Here is a 23,069-nt window from a genome sequence, read left to right as displayed (position 1 = left end):
GAAGTCGCACAGTAGACGGACGAACCCCGACACGCGCTCAGTTCACCGGTGAGCGGCGCTCGATGAGAACTGTGTCGTGCCAGACGCCGTCGAGTCGCGCGACGCGTTCGCGAATGCCTACGGTGCGGTACCCGGCGCTGTGGTGCAGGGCGAGCGCGGTGCGGTTCTCGGTGAAGATCGAGGACTGCAACGTCCACAGGCCCGCGGCGTCGGCGGCGGTGACCTGCTTGTGCAGCAACGCTTTTCCGACACCTCGACCGCGGTATTCCGCGCCTACGTAGACGGAGGTCTCCGCGACGCCGGAATAGGCCGCGCGCGTGGAGGCGGGGCTCGCGGCGGCCCACCCGACGACCTCGCCGTCGATCTCGGCGACCCAGCGGTGCTCGGGCAGCCAGTGGGATTCGAGGCTGGTGCGGCTGGGCACGGTGGTCTCGAAGCTGGCCAGGCCGGTGGTGAGGCCTTCGGCATAGATGCGGCGCACGGCGGTCCAGTCCGCGGCCCTCAGGGCGCGCACCGTGACATCGGTGGGTACGTCGTCGGGACAGCAGGGGCGCGGCGCGAGCAACCCCATGACGGCATCGGCGGCGTGCGGCAGGCCCGAGCAGCAGGCTTGGTTGACGGTGACGATGGTGGCGGTGCCCTCCTTGTGCAGGTGCACGAAGCCGACGTCGGCGAGTTTGCGGACGTGGTGGGAGGTCGTGGACTGGCTGGTGCCGAGGATCTCGGTCAGCGCGCCGACGGTGATGCCCTTCGGGGTGGTGGCCACCGCGTGCAGGAGTCGCACCCGCACCGGCTCGGCCAGGCAGGCGAACCACTCGGCGTAGGTGGCGGCCTCGCTCGGCGGCAGGACCTGGGCTTGCGGCAACGCGATGGGCATGTCACCGAGTATATCGATTTCTATCGATGGTTGCATTCATCGACGTTGGTCGATACTGTCGCACTTGATCGATACAGATCGATGAAAGCGAGAAGGTCATGAGTACTCACCCCGTTGTTGTCGTCGGTGCAGGCCCGAGTGGGCTGGCAGCGGCCGCCGAACTCACCGCCCGCGGGCTGCCCGTGCTGGTCCTCGAACGCGGCGCGCACGCCGGCGCGGCGGTCGGCGAGTGGAACCATGTGCGGCTGTTCTCCCGGTGGGGAGAGCTCATCGCACCGGCCGCGCGTCCGCTGTTGGCAGCCCACGACTGGCAGGAGCCGGACCCGGAGTCGTATCCGACCGGTGCGGAATGGGTGGAGCAGTACCTGCGTCCGCTCGGTGCCGCCCTCGGTGATCGGGTGCGGTTCGAGGCCGAAGTGGTCGGTGTTGCCCGGCGTGGCCGCGACCGGGTGGTGGATGCCGGGCGCGACAGCGAGCCGCTGACCGTGCACGTGCGCACCGCCGACGGCGAGCAACGAATCACAGCTCGCGCCCTGATCGATGCGTCCGGAACCTGGACAACTCCCAGCCCCCTAGGCGGCGACGGACTGGCCGCGATCGGGGAAGCTGCTGCGGCAGAGCGCATTTCCTATCGGGTGCCGGACCTCTCCGGTCCCGCCGGTGCGGCTCGGTACGCGGGCAAACACGTCGCCGTCGCGGGCAGCGGGCACTCCGCGCTCACCGCGTTGATCGTGTTGGCCGGGCTCGTCGAACAGCATCCCGGCACCCGGGTCACCTGGCTGCTGCGCCGCGGGGAGATCGGCGCCACGTTCGGCGGCGGCGCGGCCGACCAACTGCCCGCGCGTGGCGCGCTCGGGCTGCGTGCGCAGGAAGCGGTCGCCGCCGGGCACATCGGCGTGGTCACCGGATTCCGGACCGAAACTGTGCAGCGCGACGCCGAGGGGCGGCTGGATTTGATCCCCGCCGAGGGGCAACCGGTGCGCGGGGTGGACGAGGTCGTGGTGCTGACCGGGTTCCGGCCGGACCTGTCCTGGTTGGCGGAGGTGCGGCTCGGCTTGGATGCCACCTTGCAGGCGCCGACTTTGCTTGCGCCGCTGATCGATCCGAACGTGCACTCCTGTGGGACGGTGTATCCGCATGGCGTGCGGGAACTTTCGCATCCCGAGCCGGGGGTGTTCCTGGTGGGGATGAAGAGCTACGGTCGTGCGCCGACCTTCCTGGCGATGACCGGGTACGAGCAGGTCCGCTCGATCGCGGCTGCGCTGGCCGGTGATCAGGAGGCCGCTGATCGGGTCGAATTGGTGCTGCCCGACACCGGGGTTTGTGGTGGGTCCGGGCTGTTCGACGCGCCGGCCGAGGAAAGCAGTGGTGGTGGTGGATGCTGTGCGGCGCCCGCGGAGCTGTCCGCGCCCGTAGCGCTTCAGAACTTGACGCTGTCGGCTACCGTCACTCGCTGAAGCGCTGCGATGCAAGCAGTTTCGGCGCTACCTGCACCCGTCGCGAACCAGGCCGGACTGCGGCGGGTGCTGGTGGTCCTGTGCGGTACCGAGATCATCAGCTGGGGCATCCTGTTCTATGCCTTCCCAGTATTGCTGGGTGACATCACCGCCGACACCGGCTGGTCGGCCACGACGCTGATGGCGGCGTTCTCGGCCGGGCAGCTCGTCGCCGCCCTCGTCGGGATCCCGGTCGGGCGCTGGCTCGATCAGCATGGACCACGGGTAGTGATGACGGCTGGTTCGGTGCTGGCGGTTCCGGCGCTGGCGCTGGTGGCGCTCGCACCGACTCCGGTGTGGTTCTTCCTCGGCTGGCTGCTCGTCGGGGCGGCGATGGGTGCGGTGCTCTACCCACCGGCCTTCGCCGCCGTCACCCGCTGGCACGGCCCCGACCGGATCCGGGCACTGACCGCCCTCACCCTGGTCGGTGGGCTCGCCTCGACCGTGTTCGCGCCGTTGACCGCGGTGCTGTCGGCCTATCTCGACTGGCGCACAACATATTTGGTACTCGCGGTCCTGCTGGCCGTGGTGACGATTCCGGGCCATTGGTTCGGCCTGACCCTGCCGTGGCCGGCCCGCCCGGCGGCCGAACCGGAGTATGCGCACCTCACCGATCCCGGCCACACGGCCCGCAGCCCCGCGTTCTGGGCGTTGGCGATCTCGTTGAGTGTCACCGGGTTTGCTTCGTTCGCGGCGGTGGTGACCCTGGTACCGCTGCTCGTCGAACGCGGCTTCGATACCGGAATCGCCGCTGTCGCATTGGGTCTCGGCGGTGCCGGGCAGGTCGTCAGCCGTCTCGGCTACTCCGCGTTCGCGGCACGCACCAGCGTGCGCACCCGCACACTCGCGATCCTGCTCGCCATCGCAGCCACCACCGCACTGCTCGCGGTATTCACCTCCGCGGTGGCGCTGATCGCCGTCGCTGTCCTGGCCGGTATGGCGCGCGGCGTGTTCACCCTGCTCAAGGCCACCGCCATCACCGATCGCTGGGGCACCGCCCACTATGGCCGGCTCAACGGAGTCCTGACCGCTCCGGTAACCATCAGTCTGGCTCTGGCTCCGTTCGCCGCCACCGCCGTGGCCGAAGCTGTCGGCGGGTACCCGCGCGCCTTCCTCATTCTTGGTTTGCTCGCCGCCGCAGCTGCCTTCCTGTCACTGGCCAGCATCCCGAAACAACCACGGAAAGAGCACTTCTCATGATCGATGCCGTTGTCATCGGTGCGGGACAATCCGGTCTCAGCGCCGCCCGCGCCCTGCTCGACCACGGGCTGGCCCCGGTAGTCCTGGAAGCAGGCCCCGAGCCTGTCGGGTCCTGGCCGTGCTACTACGACAGCCTCACCCTGTTCTCGCCCGCCGCGCACAGCACCATGCCTGGCCTTGAATTCCCCAGCGGCCCAGACCATTACCCGCACCGTGACGAAGTCGTCGGCTACCTGCGCCGCTACGTCGATACCCTCGACGCCGACATCCGCACCGAAACCCCGGTTACAGCGGTCGAAGCCCATACCGATACCGGATTCCTCGTCCACACCGGCACCGGTGCGACGCTACACACCGCCGGCATAGTGGCCGCCACCGGCTCTTTCGGCAATCCCCACCACCCGCGGCTGGCCGGACAAGAGCAGTTCGCCGGCGACCTGTTGCATGTCGCCGACTACCGCAACCCCAAACGTTATGCAGGCCAACGGGTCATCGTCGTCGGCGCCGGGAACTCCGCGATCCAGGTCGCCTATGAACTGGCCGAGACCGCGACCGTCACCCTCGCCACCCATCGGCCGATCACCTTCCTCCCGCAGCGCCGCGACGGGCACGATATCCACCACTGGCTGGTCGGCACCGGCTTCGACCGGCTGCCCCCGGAATGGCTGATCCGCTACGTCGGCGGCACGCTGGTCATGGACACCGGCGATTATCAGCAGGCCCTCGACAGCGGCCGGATGGACCGGCGCCCCATGTTCACCGCCTTCGACCACGACGCGATCGTCTGGGCCGACGAAACCCGTGAGCACGCCGACACGGTCATCTTCGCCACCGGATACCGTCCGCACCTGGACTACCTCACCCCGCTCGGCGCCCTGAACGATGGCTATCCGCTGCACCGGGACGGGGTGTCCGTGACCCACCCCGGACTGGTTTACGTCGGGCTGGAATTCCAGCGCTCGTTCTCCTCCAACACCCTGCGCGGCGTTCACCGCGACGACGAACACGTCGTGACCGCACTGGTCGCGCACGTCACCGGAGCGCCGGCGCTGGTCGGGTCGTAGGCGGAGTGCGGTGCGGCCGGCATGTGCGGTCGACCGGACCGGCGGCGCGAAAATGGTCCGCCTGCCTCGCAAGCGGACCATTTTCTTTCCCGGCTACGCCGGATGTGCGACGAGGACTGGGCAGTGGGCGTGCTGGACGAGGAAGTGGCTGGTGGAGCCGAGCAGCATGCCGGTGAAACCGCCGCGGCCGCGGCTGCCGACGACGATCAGCTGGGCGCTGTTGGACCATTCGGCGAGTTGCTCGGTGGGCTCGGTGCGGTAGACCTTGCGGGTGACGGCGACGTCGGGGTACTTCTCCTGCCAGCCGGCGAGGCGTTCGGTGAGGATCGCGTCTTCAGTGGATTCGATCTGTTCGCCGGTGACGAGGACGTAGGGTTCGCCCGCGAAATCGCCGAGTTGCCAGTAGTTCCAGGAGTGCGTGGCGATGAGGTCGGTGCCGCGGGCGGAGGCCTCGGCGAAGGCCGCTTCGATCGCGGCTTCGCTGACCGGGCCGCCGTCGATGCCGACCACCACCGGTCCGTCGGTTCGGATGTGCTGTTCGGTGCCGGTGTCGCGGACCACGACGATCGAGCCGTGACCGTGGCTGACCACAGCGAGCAATGTGGAGCCGAGGTGGGCGATGGTGCCCAGAGTCCCGGTGGCGCCGATCGCGACGAGGTAGGCGGTGCGTGAGTGCTGGATCAGCATTTCGGCGGCTGATGCGTCGGTCGTCTCCGTGGTGATGTGGAGGTCGGGCGCGACTTCGGTGGCGAGCCGGTGTGCGTCGGCGACGGTCTCGGCTGCCTGGGCGCGGGCTGTGTCGATGAACGCGGCCGCCGCTATGTCGTAGCCGCCGACCACCGAACGCATGGCCGCCAGATCGAGGCCGTGCGCGATGAGCAGTGTGCGGCCACGTTGCGCGGCGAGCTCGGCGGCCCATCGAACTGCCAGGTCACTGCCGAACGACCCGTCGACGCCGACGACAACCGGGGCCTTCGCGAGTCGGTGCGGATTGCCGTGTGGTGTAGCCATAGTCGTTGCTGCCCTTCGTGCTGCGAGGTGGTCGCCGCTCCGGGAAGGTGTTCCCGCCGGTCTGTTCCCAGGTTCTCGCGTTTCGCGGACGATAGGCAGGGCCGTTGGTCCCACGCTGAGGGGAGTAAAGACAGCTGAGGCCTCCCGCTACAGTGACCGCAGGCCGATGGCCGGTTCGAGCGGGAGAAAGAGTGACAGTGTCGATCACGAATCAGCAGGTGAATGAGCATGCGTTCCTGCAGATGATGTACGAGGACCCGTACTTCCCGAACCACGTCCTGGACAAAGGCACCGAGATCCTGCGGCGGCTGTGCGCGCAGATCGAAGCAGAACCGCCTGCCGATCTGACGAAACTTTACGAACTCACCCAGCGCGCCACCGAGGAGTTCAACGCGCTGGAAGCGGAGTTCGAAGCGGCAGACAGTGAAATCGAAACCACTGCCCGCGAGGAGATCTGCGAGGAATTCTGCTTTATCGCCGACGCTTACGGGTTCGAAGATGCGGATCCAGAAGAATTGACCGCCAGTCGCGAGTGGTAACGGTGTGCCCGCTCAACCGTGGTCGGGTCGCTGACGAGTGGGGCGGGATCGTTTGGTTGACGGTTACCGGGGTGTCACTTGGGGAGGGGGTGATCGCGGTATCGTGCGGGGGTGGCGGATGGGGGCATCGAGTACAAGCCGGATGCGGAAGATCCTAAGCGGGTGCGGATGTCGCGGGGGTTGCCTGGTGGGGTTTCGCGGGCGGAGATCAGTTTTCGGGTGGCGGGTGGGTTGCGGGGGACGCGGGTGGTGCGGCGGTCCGAGGCGGAGTTCGTGCAGCTGCGGACGGCGGTGGACGGGGGGTATGAGGGGCCGTGGAGTGAGCCGGAGCGGCTGTCGGTGGAGGATGGCAGACGGTATGTCGAGCAGGTGGAGCAGCGGATAGCGTTGCGGGAAGCCGAGATTCGGCGGCGGCGGGAAGCTGTTGATTTGATGTGCCAGTGGTGTGAAAGGCAGCGGACCTATATCGGCGTGCTGGGGTTTGTCACCGGGCATGCCGGGTTGTTGACCGATCATCCGAGCGAATTCGGGCAGCAGGTGGTCAAGCAGCATGCTTATCGGTGTGATCGGTGCGGGTCGACGATGTTCTTTGCCGATGGGTTCATGGCGCATCCGTTGCCTGGTCGGGCTGCGCCGGACGGTGGGGATCGGCCGTAGACCTGTGTCGTGCAGGTGCGACCGCTGTGCCGCGATCAGGGGTGGTTCGAGATCGGGCGGGACGAGGTTTCCGCGCGGAGAGTCAGGCAATTCCGTGCCGCTGCGGGACACCGAGGTCGGTGGCACCGCGTCGAGCGGGGATGCGTTCGAGGACGCCGCCGGCGAAAACATCGTAGAGCGGGAGCGTTTCGAGGTGGACGTAGCCGATGTGGCAGTCGCAGATGGTGAGTGGGCAGGGGCGGGGAGTCAGCGCGGTGCGGTAGGAGTTGTCGTAGAGGTTTCCCAAGGGGTCACGGACGAAATGGCAGCGGCGGACGGTGCCGTCGCCGTCGACGGAGATGACGGACGAACCGGTTCGGCAGGCCTGTCCGGCGGAGTGGTGTGGGTGGCGGCTGAATGGGAAGAGGGGGTCGAGGGCGGTCCAAGGCTCGGCTTGGGCGTCGGTGTAGGTGTGTCCTTCGGCCGCGTTCACCCAGAGGTAGATGTGGTCGGGGAGGTCTGTTCGTAGCCGTTGCGCGCGTTCCAAATGTTGGGGGACGCCGACTATTCCGACGCTGAAGCGGATTCCGGCACCGGCGAGCTGATGGGTTTTGTCGAGGAAGCGGTGGTAGGGGGTTTGGCCGGGGTGGTAGGTGCACCAGAGGGCGAGGGTGTCGGGGTCGGCGTCGGACAACCAGTTCGTGCGGCAGCTGAGATTGGTTTGGATGGCGACGCGGTCGATGTGCGGGGCGTGGGACAGCTCGACCAGGGCACGGCGATACCAGGAGCGCACCAGGCCTTCGCCCCACGGGGTGAAGAGGAGGGAGAGCCGGTCGCCGGTCTGCTGGTGCGCCCAGGTGGTGAATCGTTCGAGGCAGGCGCGGTCGTCGCGCAGTTGCGCGGTGCTGTCTCTGCGTTTGGCGAAGGGGCAGTACGGGCAGTCGTAGTCGCAGGACGCGAGTGGGCCGCGATAGAGGATGGTCAGGTCCACGGCTATCTCAGTTCGTAGGCGGCCATGGCCGCTTGCACTGTGGGAGAGAAGAATTCGGGACCGATCGCGTCGGAGTAGGCGAGGCCGTTCGGGGTGAGGCGGAGGCGGTCGGATTCGGTGCCGGACAGCCAGCCGCGGTCACCGAGTGTCTGCAATTGGGTGGGGAAGTCCTGCCAGGGGTCGTTGCCGAACTGAAGTCGATAGTCTGCGGTCGCGAAGCCGTCGGCTTGCAACAGCGACTGGAGCAGGAACCTGCGCTTCGCTTCGTCCTGATCGATCACGCGCCCGTGGACGGCGCGACTGAAATCAGTTGTGGCGGTGTAGGTATCGATGATGGTGCGGACCTCTCGCATGGAGACCGCATAGTCGAACGAGTAGTGCAGTTCGGCAGTGTAGGAGCGGGCGCCGCAACCGAGTCCGATCATGCCGTCGGTCTGGCAGGCGTAATCGTCGGGTCCCTGTAGGGGAGCGTCGGTGCGGCGGAACATGCGCATGGAGACCTGGGTATAACCGTGCGCGAGTAGATGATCGCGGCCCTCGGTGTAGCGGCGTAGCCGCTGCTCATCCCAGTCGCGGTCTGCGACAGCGGGATCGGCCTGGCGGGCGAGGCCGGTCAGCGGGCGCACGTAGAGCGGATAGAGGTAGATCTCTTCGGGTCGCCAGGCCAGGGCGGCATCGAGAGATAGTCGCCAACTCGCCTCGGTCTGACCGTCGATGCCGTAGATCAGGTCGATATTGAGGACCGGGATCTCGGTGTCGCGGATGCGTCCGAGGGCCGCCTCGACCTCGGTGCGTCGTTGGGGTCGTACGGCGGCACGGGCCTCCTCGTCGATGAAGCTCTGCACGCCGATGCTCAGCCGTGTTGTTCCTCGCTCGGCGAGTACGGCCAGGCGATCGGCGGTGGCGGTACTCGGCGAGGCCTCGACCGACAGTGGAATGGACCGCAGGTCGGCGCCCATGAGCACCTCGGCGATATCGCACAGTCGCGACAACTCGGCGGCCTCGAGATGGGTCGGCGTGCCGCCGCCGAACGCGGCATTCGCGAACCGCACGGGTTCTCGGTCGCCGAGGGCCGCCCGCACGGCTTGCGCCTGCCGGGCGAGGGCGTCGAGGTATCGGCCGGTGAGCCCGTCCGGCGCGCCGACCCGGGTGAACAGATTGCAGAAGCCGCAGCGCACTTCGCAGAACGGGATGTGCAGATACAGCGAAAGCGCTTGTCTCGGTTGGTCTGCCCACAGATCGGCGAGTGCGGGACTCGGTGTCAGCGGTCGATACGCGGTCTTGTGCGGATACGCGTACACGTAGTTCTGGTAGGGCCGCGGTAGCGCGATGGTGTCGATCATGCGGAAGGCTCCAGGAAGAAATGGCTGTAGGGGACGGTCCATACGGATTCGTGGCCGAGCCGGTGGCCGGTGTAGCCGTCGTCGCCGTAGGCGGTGCCGTGGTCGGAGCAGACGATGGCGAAACAGCGCCGCCGGGAGCGCATGGCGTCGAAGAGGCGGCCGACGTGTCCGTCGATGTATTGCAGAGCGGCAGCGTGTGTTTCGCGGCTGTCACCGGTTTCGTGGGTGGCTCCCGGCAGGTGGAACCAGTTGGGTTGATGGAGCGCGGAAGCGTTGAGGAACAAGAAGAGTCGTTGCTCGGCGGGTAGGTTGGCGACCACTTTCTCGGCGCGCGCCACCTGAGATTCGAACGAACTAGGCGATGCGACCGAGAACTCCGGCTCCCAGTGACTTTCGGCGAACAGTCCGGGCAGCACGTTCCCGAGCGCGCCTTGTTTGTTGAAGAACCCGACGCCGCCGATGCACACCGTGTGATAGCCGCGGTCCGCGAGCGCGGTCACGAGATCGGGGGAGTCGAAGACGAAGGTGCCGTCGGCGGTCGTCTCACTACCGGCGAAGCGGGCGGCGAAGAGGCGGGGGTGTGGGCCCGGTGCCGCGGGCGTCGGTAGGAATCCGGCGAATATTGCCTGATGGGAGGCGTAGGTGAAATTGCCTGGCGCGTGTCGCTGCTCCCACGTGCCGCCGGGAAGATGGGCGGACAGGTTCGGCAGTTCGCCGGCGGCTGCGAGCTCGGCCGCGACGTCGTAGCGGAGGGTGTCGAGGGTGAGTAGCAGCAGATCGTCGCGGCCGACGACCTCGTTCATGTCAGGCCGGTGCATACCCCTCCTTCGATGAATCCCGCTGTCGGGCAAGGAAATATGGTGCTGCGAGCAGTTGTGCGGTGTAGGTGTCCATGCCTGCGGCGGGGCCTTCGGGTAGTCCGGTGAGTCGCGGAAGGAGATCACCGAACGCGTTGACCTCGCCGACCGTGAACCGCCGCCAGCCGATCGAGGGCAGCAAATCGACACCGATGCAGAGCGTTCCGGGGAAGCAGGCGGCGGCCTGCTCACAGATCGACAGTGCTGCGTCCCAGTGCATACCCGCCGCCGCGCGAACAGCGGCGAGGTCGCCGCGGGCGCCGCCGAGGTGCAGGTTGGTCATCGGCGCCCGGCTGGTGCGCACCACGGCATGGGTGGCGCGGCCCGCGACGACGAGCACCCGCAGATCGGCGGTCCGACCGGCCAGCGCAGCCTTCGGCACCCACGGTTCGATGTGCAGCCCATCGGGTGCGAGCCGGTCGACAATCGCGGCGATCTCGGATTCGCTGGTGTAGCAACGGATCTTGAGCGAGTTGTGGAGTCGGCCGCCGGGCGCGACCTCCACCGAGGTGGTCGCCCGCAGCCGGCCTGTGCTGGTGGATTCGATCGCCAGCACACCCGATGCGGAGGATCCGTGCGCGAGCTTCACGAAGACGCGGCGCAGGCCGGCGTCGCGCATGTGGTCGCGCACGTCGGACCAGCCTCGCACGGGGGCTGCGGCGCCGGAGGTGGGCGACCTTGGCACCGGTACGGCCGCGGCGTCGAGGCGGGCATGGCACAGTCGCTTGTCGAACAGCACCGCCAGTTCCGCGGGGTCGTCGAGCCGGATGCCACCGCGCAGCGAACCGACCGCGTCGCGGAACCGCGCGTACCACCGTGCCGAACCTTCCACGCGGGTCGGGTCTTTCACACCGCGCAGCAGTTCGTCCACCTCCGGGTTCTCCCCGGGCGAATCGAGCCGGACGATTTCGTCGTCGGCGAAGTCGTGCCCGCCGTCGCGCAGCACGTCACGCCACTCGACGACCCGCGGCGCGGCCATACCTGCCGCGCGCGCGGTATCGATGAACAGTCCGGCCCGGCGATTCTCGCTGTTGCCGACGACTACCCAGCGTCGCGACTCACTCACCGACCGCGACGAAGCGCCAGACAGTGCCCGCGTCCTCGTCTTCGTCGGAGTAAGCGTCGTCGGGTTCCAGATTCAGCTTCACCCCGGCAGGCGCGAGTGCTTCGGTCAACCGGGTGCGCATCGCCGCGGACAGGTAGTTGTGGTGCAGGTCCAGGAATTTGAGATGGGTGAGCGGCTGTCCGGTGAGCAGGGCGGCGGCACCGTCGTCGGTGAGCACGCCCATCGAAACGTCGAGGACATCGAGGCGGGCCACCACCGGCGCCGACGCGAGCGCGGCGCAGACCTCGTCCTGGATCTCGCTGTTGCGCAACGCCAAGTGCTTCAGGCTCGGTAGCCGGGTGCCGGCCAGGATCGGGGCGAGATCGGTGGTGTCGGCGTCACCGCCGTACTCCGAGGTGCCGAGCCACAGGTCGAGGTGGGTGAGTGCGGGCAGGTCGCTAGCGGCGATCCCGCGCACCACCTCGGCGGGCATACCGCCGGTCTCCACGGTCAGCTTCCGGAGACGCTCGTGGCGGATCGCCGGGAACACCAGTTGCTGGCCGCCGCGTATGCCGAGTTCGGTCAACTGCGGAAAGGCCTCGAGCAGCACCGTCGGTTGTCCCTGGTGGATCCAGGAGATCTCGCACTCCTCACCGACGATGTCGCCGAGGAACAAGGCGCGCAGCGCGGGGAACCGATCCTTGGCGGCGAGCAAGGCCTCGAACACCTCGTCCGGCTTGGTTTCGTACGCCTCGGTCCAGCAACCTACGATGAGCGCGCGCACCTCGGTGGAGTCGACGGTGTCGAGGAATTCCGCGAAGGCCGCGCCCCAGGATTCTTCCGGTTCGTAGGAGGGGACGCCGATGCGCCAGGCGACCGAGTCGGTGACCGGCAGTACGACGCCTGCGGACTTCCCCGGGCCTCCCGTATCGGCGGTCGGAAAGTCGTATGTGGGCAAGCCGCCGAACTCTTGCAAGTGGTCCCCGACGCTCATGCCCGCACCTCGCTGGCGCTCGGCTCCGGCATGCGCGTTGCGCACTGCGACACGATTCGCTCGCTCATACGTCCCCGCCCCTTCTGTCCTGTTTCGATAGTGATGAGGTGAGTTCTACCAAGCCCCACCGACATCCGGGGCAGCGGGCGGGGTTTGTCGGTGCCCGCCGCTACCGTCCTGGGCACGGCACCGATCTCGGGTCGGCAGTGGGAGGAGAAATCATGTATCGGCAAGGCGACGTCTTGATCGTTCCGTTGGCGGCGAGCGCGGTGCCCGAAACGGCCGTGCACGCGGCGTCGGAACCCCGCGACGGCCGAGGGCGATTGGTGCTGGCGCTCGGCGAAGTCACCGGCCACGCGCACGCAATTGCCGGTCCCGGCAGGTTGATTTGTGAGGCGAGCGTGTTCGGGCCGATGCTGCTGCACCTGCCCGAGGGTGGTCGCATCGTGCACGAAGAGCATGCGGCCATCACGCTGCCGAAGGGGTGGTATCGGGTGGTGCGCCAGCGGGAGTACGTGCCGGGTTCGGTACGGATCGTCGCCGACTGAACATCACAGCGTCAGACAACCTTACGAACACAGGAAGAGTGAAGACGTGACGGAACGTGATGTGTGGCGGGCGATTTCGGCGACGACCGGTGCCGGTGATCGAGCGGCGGCGGAGGCCGGGGTGCGTGCGGCCTACCGGCTGGCGGGACTGGCCGAGCCCGAGCGGATCGTCTGGGTCGGTTCGCCTTTGGCGGCGGTGCGGATGCTGTCGGCGGGCGGGTTGACGGAGCGCGGCGCCAGTGTGCGCGAAGCGGTGCGTAGCGCACCGTGGGCGGCCGAACGTGCCCGCGTCCATGCGGAATTGGGATCGAAGGCGTTCAACGAACACTGGCAGGCCACCGGTGCGGGGCTGTGGGAGCTGACGCAGACCGTGGTCGAACGTGTGCGTGAGGGTGTCATCGAAGCTGCGGCGAGCACGTCGGAGCAGCGCACACAGGTCCGCCTTTTGCTGCTGGATGCAGTACTCGGCCAACATGATTCCGCATGGTTGTGCTCGTTCGACACCGACGCGGGCTCGCCACTCGGTGGATTGGCCGCGGTGGCCCGGGAAGCCGGCTGGTGGTGGCCGTACGAGAAGGTTGCCCTGATCAGCGAGCGCCCGACGGCCTTGCACCGCGACGAAGCCGGTCGCCTGGACCGCGGTGACGGCCCCGCGCTGGCCTATTCCGACGGCTTCGAGCTACACGCATGGCGCGGCATGTCCGTCAGCGCCGAATTCCTCGACAGCTTGCGGACACTGACTCCGGAGCGCATCCGCGCGGAAGAGAATGCCGAGCTGCGCCGAATCATGCTCGAGTACTACGGCTACGACCGCTATCTCGACGAATCGGGCGCGCAACCGATCCACCGCGACGAAACCGGTGTGCTCTGGCGGATCGAGCTCGTCGGTGACGAGGACGTGGTGATGGTCGAAGTCGTCAACTCCACCCCGGAGCCCGACGGCACCCACCGCACCTACTGGCTGCGCGTCCCCCCGGCGACCCGCACCGCCCGCGAAGGCGTGGCATGGACCTTCGGACTCGGCGCGGAAATCTACGAGCCCGTCCAGCAGACCTGAGTACTCGGCACTGTGCCAGCGGCGCTCCAGCAGCAAATCCGCACCGACTCTCGGGATCTGCACCGACTAGGGGCGCCCCTAGTCGGTGCGGATCCCGAGAGCCAGTGCGGATTCTCGGGAGTTGCGCGGCGCGCCGACCGGGCTGGGCGCTGTCGATCGGCGGCGATGGTGCATGCGGGGGCAGTCAGTAGGCGAGGGGGCGGGCACCCTGACGGGCGAGGCGTGCGTCGATCGACCAGGCTCCGGCGCCGACGATGAGGAGGAAGACGCTGCCGCACAGTTGGGCGAGGTCGGTGCGTGAGTCGTGGATGAAGTCCCACCAGCCGGACTTGCCGCTGAACAGGGGAGCGTCACCCCACAGGATCGGGAGTTTGGTGATCAGCAGGGCGCCGAGCATGTTCACGATCATCGGTATCGCTGCGACGCGGGTGAGGAGCCCGGCCAGAATCAAAGCACCGCAGACGATCTCGAACACGCCGTCGAGTGGGCCGAAGAATCCTGGGGCCGGGATACCGGCTTTGTCGAAGCGGCCGGTGCCGAGGGTGTCGGGGTAGCGGAACTTCTGGATGCCTTCGAAGAAGAACACCACACCTACGTAGAGGCGGATCCAGATCGTCGCGGCCGGCGCGGTGGTGGAGAGCAACCGAGTTCGCCAGGGGAAGGTGTCGGACACGCGGAGCCCCTTTCCGTCAGGTCAATTCTAGGGTCCTTTCGTCCGCTGTGGAGGGCACCGCGCGGTATCGGATGAGAACGTCATCGGGCGCACCCTCGGAGATCAAGGTGCCGTCGCGCAGGTAGAGGCAGTGGTCGGCGCGGGCCGCCTCCTCGGCGTCGTGGGTGGCCTGTACGACGGTCACCCCGCTCGCGCTGATCTCCCGGATGGCGCGCGAAATTTCTTGTTGCGAACCGGAATCCAGTCCGGCGGCCGGTTCGTCGAGCAGCAGAACCTCGGCCTCCTGCGCCAGCGCTTGGGCCAGCAGGGCGCGCTGACGCTGTCCGCCGGACAGGGTGTCGAGTCGGCGCCCCGCCAGGTCGGTGATGTCGAGACGCTCCAGGCAGGTATCGACGAGGGCGCGGTCGGCTTTGGTCAGCCGCCGCCACGGGCCGCGGTGCGCCCAGCGGCCCATCGCCACCGTCTCGCGCACCGTGATCGGCAATGTCGCGGGCACCACGGTGTGCTGGATCACGAAGGCCGGCCTGCGCTCGGTGGTCCGCTCGACCGTCCCCGCCGAGGGGGCGAGTACGTCGGCGAGCACCGCGAGCAGCGTCGATTTCCCGGACCCGTTCGGGCCGACGATCGCGGTGACCTGGTCGGCTGGGATCACGCCGCTCACCTGGTGCAGCACCGTGCGACCTGCGTAACCCGCGGACAGGCCGTGCAGGCGCAGCGCGCTCGGGGTCTCCGTGTGGATCATTTCACCTCACTTGTAATGACAATCGTTTTCATTCTACTGTAGGGCGCATGGAGTGGTTGTTCGCCCCGTTCGAGGTGGCTTTCGTGCAACGGGCGCTGTGGGGCGGCCTGCTCGTGTCCTGTATCTGCGCCCTCGCGGGCACGTGGGTCGTGGTGCGCGGCATGGCTTTTCTCGGGGACGCGATGGCGCACGGCATGCTGCCCGGCGTCGCGGTGGCCTCGCTGCTCGGGGGCAATCTGCTGGTCGGCGCCGCGATCAGTTGTGCGGCAATGGCGGTGGGCGTCTCCGCGATCGGCCGCAACAAGCGGTTGTCGGCCGATACCGGTATCGGCTTGCTGTTTGTCGGCATGCTCGCCACAGGTGTCATCATCGTGTCGCGCTCGCAGTCGTTCGCGGTCGACCTGACCGGGTTCCTGTTCGGTGACGTGCTGGCGGTGCGGGACCGGGATTTGCTGTATCTCGTTGTGGCGCTGGGTATCGCGGCGCTCGTCACGGCAATCGGGCATCGCGCGTTCGTGGCACTGACCTTCGATGCGCGCAAAGCGCACACGCTGGGCCTGCGCCCGCAACTCGCGCATGTGGCACTGGTGGGACTGGTGACGCTGGCGATCGTCGCGTCCTTCCATATCGTCGGCACGCTGCTGGTGTTCGGTCTGCTCATCGCACCGCCCGCGGCCGCGACGTACTGGGCCGACCGGATTCCGATGGTGATGCTGCTCGCCGCGGTGCTCGGCGGTGTGGCCACGACGACCGGGCTGCTGATCTCCTGGCACGCGGGGACGGCGGGCGGCGCGACGATCGCCGCCGTCGCGGTCGCCCTGTTCTTCCTGTCCGCGCTGGCGGCTGCGGCGCGGGACCGGCTGCGCGGCAAAGGTATTCGAACAGCGGCGGTAGCGGCGAGTGCGCTTGCCGTGGTCCCGCTGGCCGGTTGTGGAACAAGCCCCGAGCCCGCCCCGCCGGTCGAGACGCCGCACGGCTATGTGGCCGGTGCGGAGGAGGCCGCCGAGCCGCAATCACGGCTGATCCTCGCCGACCGTGGCGCAGGCGCGATCAAGGTGCTGGATCTGACCACCGAGAAGTCGGTGGACGCGGGCCGGGCCGAGGGCGTGCGCCGCATCGTCGGCGACGGTCGCTACGGCTATGTGAGCGTGGGTAATTCGACACGCATAGTCGACAGCGGCGGCTGGATGGTCGATCACGGCGATCACGTGCACTACTACCGTGCGCCGGTCCGCGAAGTCGGCACCCTCGGCGGGCAGGTGGTGGCCGCGCACAGTGATCCGGTGCTGGCGGCGCTGGTGCTCGAAGACGGCGCCACGGTGCTGCTGGATCGCCCCGCGCTCGATCAGGGCTCGATCGTCGAGCGCGGCCGGATCGCCGGGGGCGCCGCGCTGCCGTATGCCGCGCACCTGCTGGTCGCGACGGGTGACAAGGTCGAGGTGCGTACCCGCGACAACGCCGCGGTGACCACGATCGCCGAACCGTGCCCGGACCCGCGCGGCCGTGCGGTGACCCGCCGTGGCGCCGTATTCGGTTGTGCCGACGGCGCTTTGGTCGTGACGGGGGAGGAAGGCACCTTCACCGGACAGAAGATCCGCTACCCGGCCGAGGTCGCCGCCGCCGATCGCGCCGTGGAGTTCACCCACCGCCCCGGCAGCGCGACGCTCACCGCCCGCGCCGGCGAGCAGGGATTCTGGACGCTCGACGTGCGGAAGAAGAATTGGACGCTGGCACCGGTCGGCCCGGTCGTCGCGGTGAACACCGCGGGCGAGGGTGCCGCGCTGCTCGCCCTCACCCGCGACGGTGTGCTGCACAGCTTCGATCCCGGAACCGCAAGGGAGACAACAAAGGTCGCGCTGCTCGAACCGCTCGCGGACGGCGCCGCCGCACCGGCGATCCTGGTCGACTCCCAGCGCGCGTACGTCAACGACGCACCCCGCGGGAAGGTCTACGAGATCGCCTACAACGACAACCTGCGCCTGGCCCGCACCTTCACCGCCGACCTCGCACCGACCCACATGATGGAGACCGGCGAATGAAAACCCTGCTGCGCGTAGTCGCCGCGCTGGCCGTCCTGGCCCCCTTGCTCGTCGCGTGCACCGGCAGCGGCGGTGATCGCGTCGGAATCGTGGTCACCACCAACATCCTCGGTGATCTCACCCGCGTCATCGCCGGTGACACCGCCGAGGTGACGGTGCTGATGGCCCCCGATGCCGACCCGCACTCGTTCGCGGCCTCGGCCCAGCAGGCCGCGAAGCTCGACCGTGCCGCGCTCGTCGTGCACAACGGTTTGGGCCTCGAGGAAGGGGTGGCGCGCCATGTGGCGGCCGCCGAGAGCGCCGGAGTTCCGACGCTCGCGGTCGGTGACCACGTCGACCCGATCAGCTACACCTCCGACGAATCCGCAGGGCGTGTCGATCCGCACTTCTGGACCGATCCCAAGCGGGTGCGGGTGGCCGTGGAGACGATCGCCGCCTCGATCATCGAGCACGTCGACGGTGTCGATGCGACGACGATTCGCGCCAACACCGATCGCTACCTGACCGAGCTCGATCAGCTCGACCACTGGGTCACCGACCAGTTCGCCGGTATTCCCGCCGAACGCCGCAAGCTGGTCACCAACCACCACGTCTTCGGTTATCTGGCACAGCGTTTCGGCTTTCAGGTGGTCGGCGCGGTGATGCCCAGCGGCACGGCGCTTGCCTCACCGAGTTCGTCGGACCTCAGCTCGCTGGCCGATGCCATCCGGACCGCCGGCGTCGGCGCGATCTTCATCGATTCGTCCCAGCCCGACAAGCTCGCGCGCGTGCTGGCCGAGCAAGTCGGGGTGCGGGTGCAGGTCATCGCACTGCACACCGAGTCGCTGACCGCACCGGGCGGCGGTGCGGCCACCTACCTGGAGATGACGCGCGCGAATACCGCGGCGATCGTGCGCGGTCTCACCGCACCTCCCACCTGATACCCCACGAGAACACGGAGTAAGTACATGCACATGCGGTCCCGAGCCACCAAAGCAGTGGCTCTATCCGGAATCGTCGCCTCGGTTGTCGCCGTAAGCAGCTGCGGCACAGACGATTCCACCGAGTCGGCGGCACCCGCGCACGGTGCCGAGCCGATCGCGCTCACCTATGACGGCGGCATCTACGTCTTGGACCCGACCACGCTGGCCAAGACCGGTGAGGTGCAGCTGGAAGGCTTCAACCGGCTCAACCCGGCCGGCGACGACCGGCATCTGATGGTGACGGTCAAGGACGGCTTCCGGGTCTTCGATCCGGCCACCGCCGAGTTCACCGGCACCGAGTTCCCCGCAGGCAAGCCCGGTCACGTGGTGCGTCATGCGGGCCGTACGGTGCTGTTCGCCGACGCCACCGGCGAGGTCACCGCCTTCGAATCCGCCGCGCTCGAGTCAGGGAAGAAGCCCGCGACCGAGGTCTATCGCACGCCCACCCCGCACCACGGTGTCGCGGTGCAGCTGGCGAACGGCAACCTGCTGGTCACGCTCGGCACCGACGAGAAGCGGGTCGGCGCCGTGGTGCTGGACGCGCAGCGTAAGGAGATCGCCCGCAACGAGGACTGCCCCGGCGTGCACGGTGAAGCCGCGGCCAAGGACGAGGCGATCGTCATCGGTTGCCAGACAGGCGTTCTCGTCTACCGCAACGGAGCCATCACCAAGGTCACCAGCCCGACGCCTTACGGCCGCATCGGGAATGCGGCGGGCAGCGATGTCTCGCCGATCGTGCTCGGTGACTACAAGCAGGACAAGGACGCCGAACTCGAACGCCCTCAGCAGATTTCGCTCATCGACACGGTCAGCGGCTCGTTGCGTCTGGTCGACATCGGCACCAGCTACACCTTCCGCTCGCTGGCCCGCGGGCCGCAAGGCGAGGCGCTGGTGCTCGGCACCGACGGCCGCCTGCACGTGATCGACCCGGTGGCGGGCACCATCACCCGCTCCATCCCGGTGCTCGCGCCGTGGCAGGAACCGTTGAAGTGGCAGGATCCCCGCCCGACCCTGTTCAGCCGCGACGGAATGGCCTACGTGTCCGACCCGGCGACCAAGCAGGTGCACCGGATCGACCTGAGCACCGGCGCGGTGGCCGCGAGCGCGACCCTGGCCGCCACGCCGAACGAACTGAGTGGAGTGATCGGACACTGATCGGACGCGGCTAGCTTGTTCATGCGGTCACCCGGCTCGAACTTCAGTGCTTCGAGCCGGGTCCGCGTGGCAAGTCAGGCTATTTCGCCGACAGCGAGGACGAGCCGCTGAGCAGGCATGTTATCAAGTTGAAGTTGCTCGGATTGCAATCGATCGACTTCACGGCCGGGTTCGGCTGCGGTTCCGTCGGAACGGTCGACTCGGCGTAAGCGCTCGCTCCCGTGATCGCGGTCATGGTCACGAAGACGGCGCCGACGACAGTGCTGCGCAGTGCGGTTCGAGAGGTGGGCATTCGATCTCCTTCGGTGGATGCTGATGCGGAATGCCATCAAGTTATCCGGCGCCAGAAGTCGCCCGCACGCCCCGAGTTACGTTGCCCCCATTACTTTCTCGATGATTCAGTTAAGCTCACCAGGTGTTCGAACCGACGTCGGACGTGATGTGCACGAGGTGGGCAGTCTGATGACCGCGACGACGAACGACGACGTGTCTCCGGTGCCGGACGAGGCGGGCAGCGGTACCGACCGGGTGCGTCGCAGACAGCGGATCATTTGGATGCTCGCTGTGTTGGCGCTTTTCGCGGTGGGCGTCGCGGCCGGGCCCGCATGGTTTCAGTCATCCCGCTTCTATCGATTCGACTGGGTCCCGGTGTGGGCGCCGGCCGCGTGCTGGACGGCCGCCGTGCTACTCCTCGCCGTGCAGAGAGTGGGTCCGCGCCGCAGTCCGGGTCAGCTTGCGGTTGCCGCCACCCTGGGGCTGGTGCTGGTGCCCGTGTGGGCGGTTTCGATGTTCGTGCACGGGTTCGTCGCCGACGACAGCAAGGTCGTGGCCGTCGCCGTGAGTCCCGACGGAAGCCACGAAGTCGTCACGGAATCGCACAAGATCTACAACCACCCGCCCGGTTGCCGCGTCGTGCTTCGTGAGCGGGGTGGACTGCTCAGCAGGCAGGACACTGTCTGGAACGAGGACGAGTGCCCGCAGCGCGTGTCCTTCACCGGCGACACCACGATCAGCCTTGTCACACCGGGTTTCGGGAGGGTCGAGACGACGACCTTCGACCCCGAGCAAATGCAGGTAGCCAAGATCTACGGATTCGACTGATCGCTGCGCCGTGCCTACCGGGCCGTGATCATCCCCACGTGGCCGGGGTGACAACGCGCGCCTCGGCAGCGGTTCTGCCATCGTGTGGTGATGCGCATGTGGGATCGGTTCGCGACCGCGGTCACCGCCCGTAGGTCATGGTTGCTGCTCGTGTTGCTCGCCGCTGTATCGGCCGGGTTGATCGGGGGGATCGGCGGTAACGACGCCGCGGGGGAGGCCCCGAACTCCTTGCCCGGCAGCGCGGAATCGGCGCGGGTCAAAGAACTGCTCACCCAGTTCCCGGATGCGGGTACCGCACCCGCGGTGGTCGTGGTGACGCGCACCGACGGCGCCGAATTGGCTGCCGACGAGGTGGCGGCGCTGCGGGTGCGGCTGGGTGAACTGGCCATCTCGCCCGATCGGCAGGCCGCGATCGGACGGCTGCCGGTCGACGCGAAGTTGAGCGGGTTCGCTTTGACCGACCGCATCGACGAACTGCGCGAGTCCGTGAAAGCCGGGCAACCGGCGGATCTGAACATTCAGGTGACCGGCGGGCCCGCGTTCGGTGGTGACATCGCCGATTCCTTCGCCGGTGCCAACATCACCCTGCTCGCGGTGACGGCTGCCGTCGTCGCGTTGCTGCTCATCGTGACCTACCGGTCGCCGGTGCTGTGGCTGGTGCCGCTGCTCGTGGTCGGCTCGGCGGATCGGGTCGCGGCCACCGTCGGCACCGGACTGGCCCGGGTGACCGGGCTCGCCTTCGACGGCTCGACCTCGGGCATCACCAGCGTGCTCGTCTTCGGTGCTGGCACGAACTATGCGCTGCTGCTGGTCTCGCGCTACCGCGACGAGTTGCATCGAAATGCCGATCATCGGGCGGCGTTGCGCCACGCGGTGCGGCACGCCGGACCGGCGATCCTGGCGAGCAATGTCACCGTCGTGGCCGCACTGTTGACGCTGTTGCTCGCTTCGCTGCCCAATACCCGCAGTCTCGGTGTGGGTGCCGCCGCCGGGTTGGTGGTGGCTCTGGTGTTCGTTCTGGTGGCGCTGCCTGCCGCGCTGGCCTTGTGCGGGCGCAATGTCTTCTGGCCCTTCGTGCCGCAAGCGGACGATCGGATGGCGGCCGAGCAGGGGATGTGGCATGCGATCGCTGCGTGGGTCGTGCGCAAGCCGGTGATCGTCGCCTGCGGCACGCTGGTGGTACTCGGTGGGTTCGCGGCAGGATTGATCGGGACCGACGTGGGGTTGTCGCAGACCGATCAGTTCCGGGTCCGCGCCGAATCCGTCGAAGGATTCGACACTCTGTCAGCGCATTTCCCGGTCGGTGCGGCCAACCCGACGATCGTGTTGGCGAAGGCCGATGTGGGGGCCGAGGTCCAACAGAAGCTGCATGCGACGCCGGGCATTACCGAGGTAACGCCGACCGGAACCTCGCCGGCCGGGCTGATGCGGTGGTCGGTCGTGCTGAACGCCGAACCCGGTTCGCCGCAAGCCTTCTCGACCATCGAGTCGATGCGAAACGAGCTGTCGTCGGTACTTGGGGCACTCGTCGGTGGTGGTGACGCCGAGGGGTTGGACACCAGGACTGCCGCCGAACACGATCAGCGCGTGGTGATTCCGATGATCCTGGCCGTCGTGTCGGTCATCCTGCTCGCCCTGCTGCGTGCCGTCCCCGCCGCTGTGCTGCTGGTGGGCGTCTCGGTGCTCAGCGCGCTGGCCGCGCTCGGGCTCGGGGCCTGGATCGGCTTGCACGTCTTCGGTTTTCCGGCGTTGGACACCAGTGCGCCGCTGTATGCCTTCCTCTTCCTGGTAGCCCTGGGTATCGACTACACGATCTTCCTGGTGACCCGAGCGCGCGAGGAAACACCCGACCACGGCAGTACCCAGGGCATCGTCCGCGCCGTGTCCGCCACCGGCGCCGTCATCACCAGTGCGGGCATCGTCCTGGCCGCCGTGTTCTGTGTGCTCGGCGTCCTGCCGTTGATCATCCTCACGCAGCTCGGAATCATCGTCGGGCTGGGTATCCTGCTGGACACCTTCCTGGTCCGGACCGTAGTCATCCCAGCGCTTTTCAGCCTCACCGGGCCGAAAATCTGGTGGCCCAACCCCCTCTCCCGCGTATCCACGCCAGCGGAGCCGCGGGAGAGGGGGGAGGTCAGTTCTGCGGACGACCGACGTTCTGCGGGAACTGTCCCCTGACGTTTCCCGGCGGGGTGTAGCGGGCGACTATGTAGGTGCTGGGCTGCGAGAAGATGGTGCCTGCGGGACATGAAGCAATGCCCACGGTCAGCTGCGTGCTGGCCTTCCACACCACCTGGGTGAAATGTCCTGTCTCGGGTGAAAAGCCGGGATTGTTGTAGTCGTACTTGCTCGCCTCTGCCATCCAGCTCTTCATCGCGTCTTCGAAACTGCGATTGCCGGTGCCCGCATAGAGGTTCTCGCCGTAGCGGCCGCGCGAATCCGAGTGCTGGAACTTGCATGCCGCGGCGTATTGCTGTGTGTCGGCGGACAAGCCCGAGTTCCAGGTCATCGGAGGAGCCCCATACTGTGCGCGCGCCGCGTTCGCCACGGAGAGCTTCTGGGCGTCGGAGGTCTCCGCACCGGCTGGTACGGCACCAACGACCGAACCGGCGATGGCGACCAGGGCAGCGGCAATTGCCAAGCGCGACTTGTGCATTCGACTTCCTTCCGATCGGTGGATAGCGCGTCCCACCGTAGGACCGGTCGGTCTGCGCGACAAGAGAATGATCACCAGTGGCG

General features: G+C 67.7%; 23 protein-coding genes. 12 read left to right on the top strand and 11 right to left on the bottom strand.

The features are described from left to right. Nucleotides 1-37: 37 nt before the first annotated feature. Nucleotides 38-877, bottom strand: coding sequence for a GNAT family N-acetyltransferase (locus tag IBX18_RS32760; RefSeq protein WP_194837343.1), 840 nt, complete (start codon nt 875-877; stop codon nt 38-40). A 98-nt stretch (nt 878-975) separates the two neighbouring features. Between IBX18_RS32760 and IBX18_RS32755 the strand changes: the two genes are divergently transcribed. Genes IBX18_RS32755 through IBX18_RS32745 form a run of 3 tightly spaced genes read left to right on the top strand, consistent with a single transcriptional unit; the run spans nt 976 to nt 4,637 of the window. After that, a complete protein-coding gene (locus tag IBX18_RS32755; protein ID WP_194837342.1) occupies nt 976-2,334 on the top strand; it encodes an NAD(P)-binding domain-containing protein in 1,359 nt (452 codons plus the stop codon). A gap of 9 nt (nt 2,335-2,343) precedes the next feature. Further along, nucleotides 2,344-3,573 (top strand): MFS transporter, encoded by a 1,230-nt coding sequence (locus tag IBX18_RS32750; protein WP_194837341.1) that lies wholly within the window; start codon nt 2,344-2,346, stop codon nt 3,571-3,573. Next, entirely contained in the window at nt 3,570-4,637 is a 1,068-nt protein-coding gene (locus IBX18_RS32745; RefSeq protein WP_194837340.1) for an NAD(P)/FAD-dependent oxidoreductase, read from the top strand. Before IBX18_RS32750 ends, IBX18_RS32745 begins: the two co-directional genes overlap by 4 nt. Before the next feature lie 93 nt (nt 4,638-4,730). Here IBX18_RS32745 and IBX18_RS32740 read toward each other — a convergent pair whose 3' ends face one another. Beyond that, a complete protein-coding gene (locus tag IBX18_RS32740; RefSeq protein WP_194837339.1) occupies nt 4,731-5,648 on the bottom strand; it encodes a universal stress protein in 918 nt (305 codons plus the stop codon). A 197-nt stretch (nt 5,649-5,845) separates the two neighbouring features. On the opposite strand from IBX18_RS32740, the gene IBX18_RS32735 reads away from it, so the two are divergent. Both IBX18_RS32735 and IBX18_RS32730 read left to right on the top strand, forming a co-directional pair. Next, nucleotides 5,846-6,187, top strand: coding sequence for a DUF5713 family protein (locus IBX18_RS32735; protein ID WP_194837338.1), 342 nt, complete (start codon nt 5,846-5,848; stop codon nt 6,185-6,187). A 111-nt stretch (nt 6,188-6,298) separates the two neighbouring features. Further along, nucleotides 6,299-6,844 (top strand): hypothetical protein, encoded by a 546-nt coding sequence (locus IBX18_RS32730; RefSeq protein ID WP_194837337.1) that lies wholly within the window; start codon nt 6,299-6,301, stop codon nt 6,842-6,844. Nucleotides 6,845-6,926: 82 nt separating this feature from the next. Here the strand turns inward: IBX18_RS32730 and IBX18_RS32725 are convergent, their stop codons facing one another. The 5 genes from IBX18_RS32725 to IBX18_RS32705 are packed head-to-tail and all read right to left on the bottom strand — an operon-like array spanning nt 6,927 to nt 12,053. Further along, on the bottom strand, nt 6,927-7,814 hold the full coding sequence (locus tag IBX18_RS32725; protein WP_194837336.1) for an STM4011 family radical SAM protein: 888 nt from the start codon (nt 7,812-7,814) through the stop codon (nt 6,927-6,929). Between the two features lie 2 nt (nt 7,815-7,816). Beyond that, nucleotides 7,817-9,157, bottom strand: coding sequence for an STM4012 family radical SAM protein (locus IBX18_RS32720; RefSeq protein WP_194837335.1), 1,341 nt, complete (start codon nt 9,155-9,157; stop codon nt 7,817-7,819). Then, the gene (locus IBX18_RS32715) at nt 9,154-9,975 is read right to left on the bottom strand and encodes an STM4013/SEN3800 family hydrolase (protein WP_228542108.1); all 822 of its coding nucleotides are present in this window, start codon (nt 9,973-9,975) and stop codon (nt 9,154-9,156) included. The genes IBX18_RS32720 and IBX18_RS32715 overlap by 4 nt, the downstream gene beginning before the upstream one ends. Next, a complete protein-coding gene (locus IBX18_RS32710; RefSeq protein ID WP_306796516.1) occupies nt 9,962-11,080 on the bottom strand; it encodes an STM4014 family protein in 1,119 nt (372 codons plus the stop codon). Before IBX18_RS32710 ends, IBX18_RS32715 begins: the two co-directional genes overlap by 14 nt. Then, nucleotides 11,073-12,053, bottom strand: coding sequence for an STM4015 family protein (locus IBX18_RS32705; protein WP_194837334.1), 981 nt, complete (start codon nt 12,051-12,053; stop codon nt 11,073-11,075). Before IBX18_RS32705 ends, IBX18_RS32710 begins: the two co-directional genes overlap by 8 nt. A 107-nt stretch (nt 12,054-12,160) precedes the next feature. Here IBX18_RS32705 and IBX18_RS32700 point away from each other — a divergent pair, with 107 nt between their 5' ends. Together IBX18_RS32700 and IBX18_RS32695 are read left to right on the top strand one after the other, a co-directional pair. Next, entirely contained in the window at nt 12,161-12,601 is a 441-nt protein-coding gene (locus IBX18_RS32700; protein ID WP_228542107.1) for a hypothetical protein, read from the top strand. 46 nt (nt 12,602-12,647) lie between these two features. After that, the gene (locus tag IBX18_RS32695; RefSeq protein ID WP_194837333.1) at nt 12,648-13,658 is read left to right on the top strand and encodes a DUF6745 domain-containing protein; all 1,011 of its coding nucleotides are present in this window, start codon (nt 12,648-12,650) and stop codon (nt 13,656-13,658) included. 184 nt (nt 13,659-13,842) lie between these two features. Here the strand turns inward: IBX18_RS32695 and IBX18_RS32690 are convergent, their stop codons facing one another. Both IBX18_RS32690 and aztA read right to left on the bottom strand, forming a co-directional pair. Then, nucleotides 13,843-14,331: a DoxX family protein gene (locus IBX18_RS32690; protein WP_194837332.1), complete on the bottom strand. Its 489-nt coding sequence runs from the start codon at nt 14,329-14,331 to the stop codon at nt 13,843-13,845. 16 nt (nt 14,332-14,347) lie between these two features. After that, complete coding sequence (gene aztA / locus IBX18_RS32685; protein WP_194837331.1) at nt 14,348-15,073, bottom strand: zinc ABC transporter ATP-binding protein AztA; 726 nt, start codon at nt 15,071-15,073, stop codon at nt 14,348-14,350. A gap of 47 nt (nt 15,074-15,120) precedes the next feature. Between aztA and aztB the strand changes: the two genes are divergently transcribed. From aztB to aztD, 3 genes are read left to right on the top strand one after another with little or no spacing between them, the layout of a single operon-like run. After that, nucleotides 15,121-17,112 (top strand): zinc ABC transporter permease AztB, encoded by a 1,992-nt coding sequence (aztB, locus tag IBX18_RS32680; protein WP_194837330.1) that lies wholly within the window; start codon nt 15,121-15,123, stop codon nt 17,110-17,112. Next, on the top strand, nt 17,109-18,032 hold the full coding sequence (gene aztC, locus IBX18_RS32675; protein ID WP_194837329.1) for a zinc ABC transporter substrate-binding protein AztC: 924 nt from the start codon (nt 17,109-17,111) through the stop codon (nt 18,030-18,032). The genes aztB and aztC overlap by 4 nt, the downstream gene beginning before the upstream one ends. Nucleotides 18,033-18,059: 27 nt before the next feature. Further along, on the top strand, nt 18,060-19,229 hold the full coding sequence (gene aztD / locus IBX18_RS32670) for a zinc metallochaperone AztD (RefSeq protein ID WP_194837328.1): 1,170 nt from the start codon (nt 18,060-18,062) through the stop codon (nt 19,227-19,229). Between the two features lie 79 nt (nt 19,230-19,308). Here the strand turns inward: aztD and IBX18_RS32665 are convergent, their stop codons facing one another. After that, on the bottom strand, nt 19,309-19,521 hold the full coding sequence (locus IBX18_RS32665; RefSeq protein WP_194837327.1) for a hypothetical protein: 213 nt from the start codon (nt 19,519-19,521) through the stop codon (nt 19,309-19,311). A gap of 170 nt (nt 19,522-19,691) precedes the next feature. Here IBX18_RS32665 and IBX18_RS32660 point away from each other — a divergent pair, with 170 nt between their 5' ends. Together IBX18_RS32660 and IBX18_RS32655 are read left to right on the top strand one after the other, a co-directional pair. Further along, complete coding sequence (locus IBX18_RS32660) at nt 19,692-20,330, top strand: hypothetical protein (RefSeq protein ID WP_194837326.1); 639 nt, start codon at nt 19,692-19,694, stop codon at nt 20,328-20,330. A gap of 90 nt (nt 20,331-20,420) precedes the next feature. After that, nucleotides 20,421-22,508, top strand: a complete 2,088-nt coding sequence (locus IBX18_RS32655; protein WP_194837325.1) for an MMPL family transporter — start codon at nt 20,421-20,423, stop codon at nt 22,506-22,508. Here the strand turns inward: IBX18_RS32655 and IBX18_RS32650 are convergent. Then, on the bottom strand, nt 22,465-22,986 hold the full coding sequence (locus IBX18_RS32650; protein ID WP_194837324.1) for a CAP family protein: 522 nt from the start codon (nt 22,984-22,986) through the stop codon (nt 22,465-22,467). The genes IBX18_RS32655 and IBX18_RS32650 overlap by 44 nt on opposite strands. Nucleotides 22,987-23,069: the final 83 nt, after the last annotated feature.

The sequence above is a fragment of the Nocardia sp. XZ_19_369 genome (assembly GCF_015355715.1).
In the GTDB taxonomy this organism is placed as follows: Bacteria; Actinomycetota; Actinomycetes; order Mycobacteriales; family Mycobacteriaceae; genus Nocardia.
The sequence above is the reverse complement of the archived record's forward strand: the minus strand, read 5'-3'. Positions and strand labels throughout refer to the sequence as shown.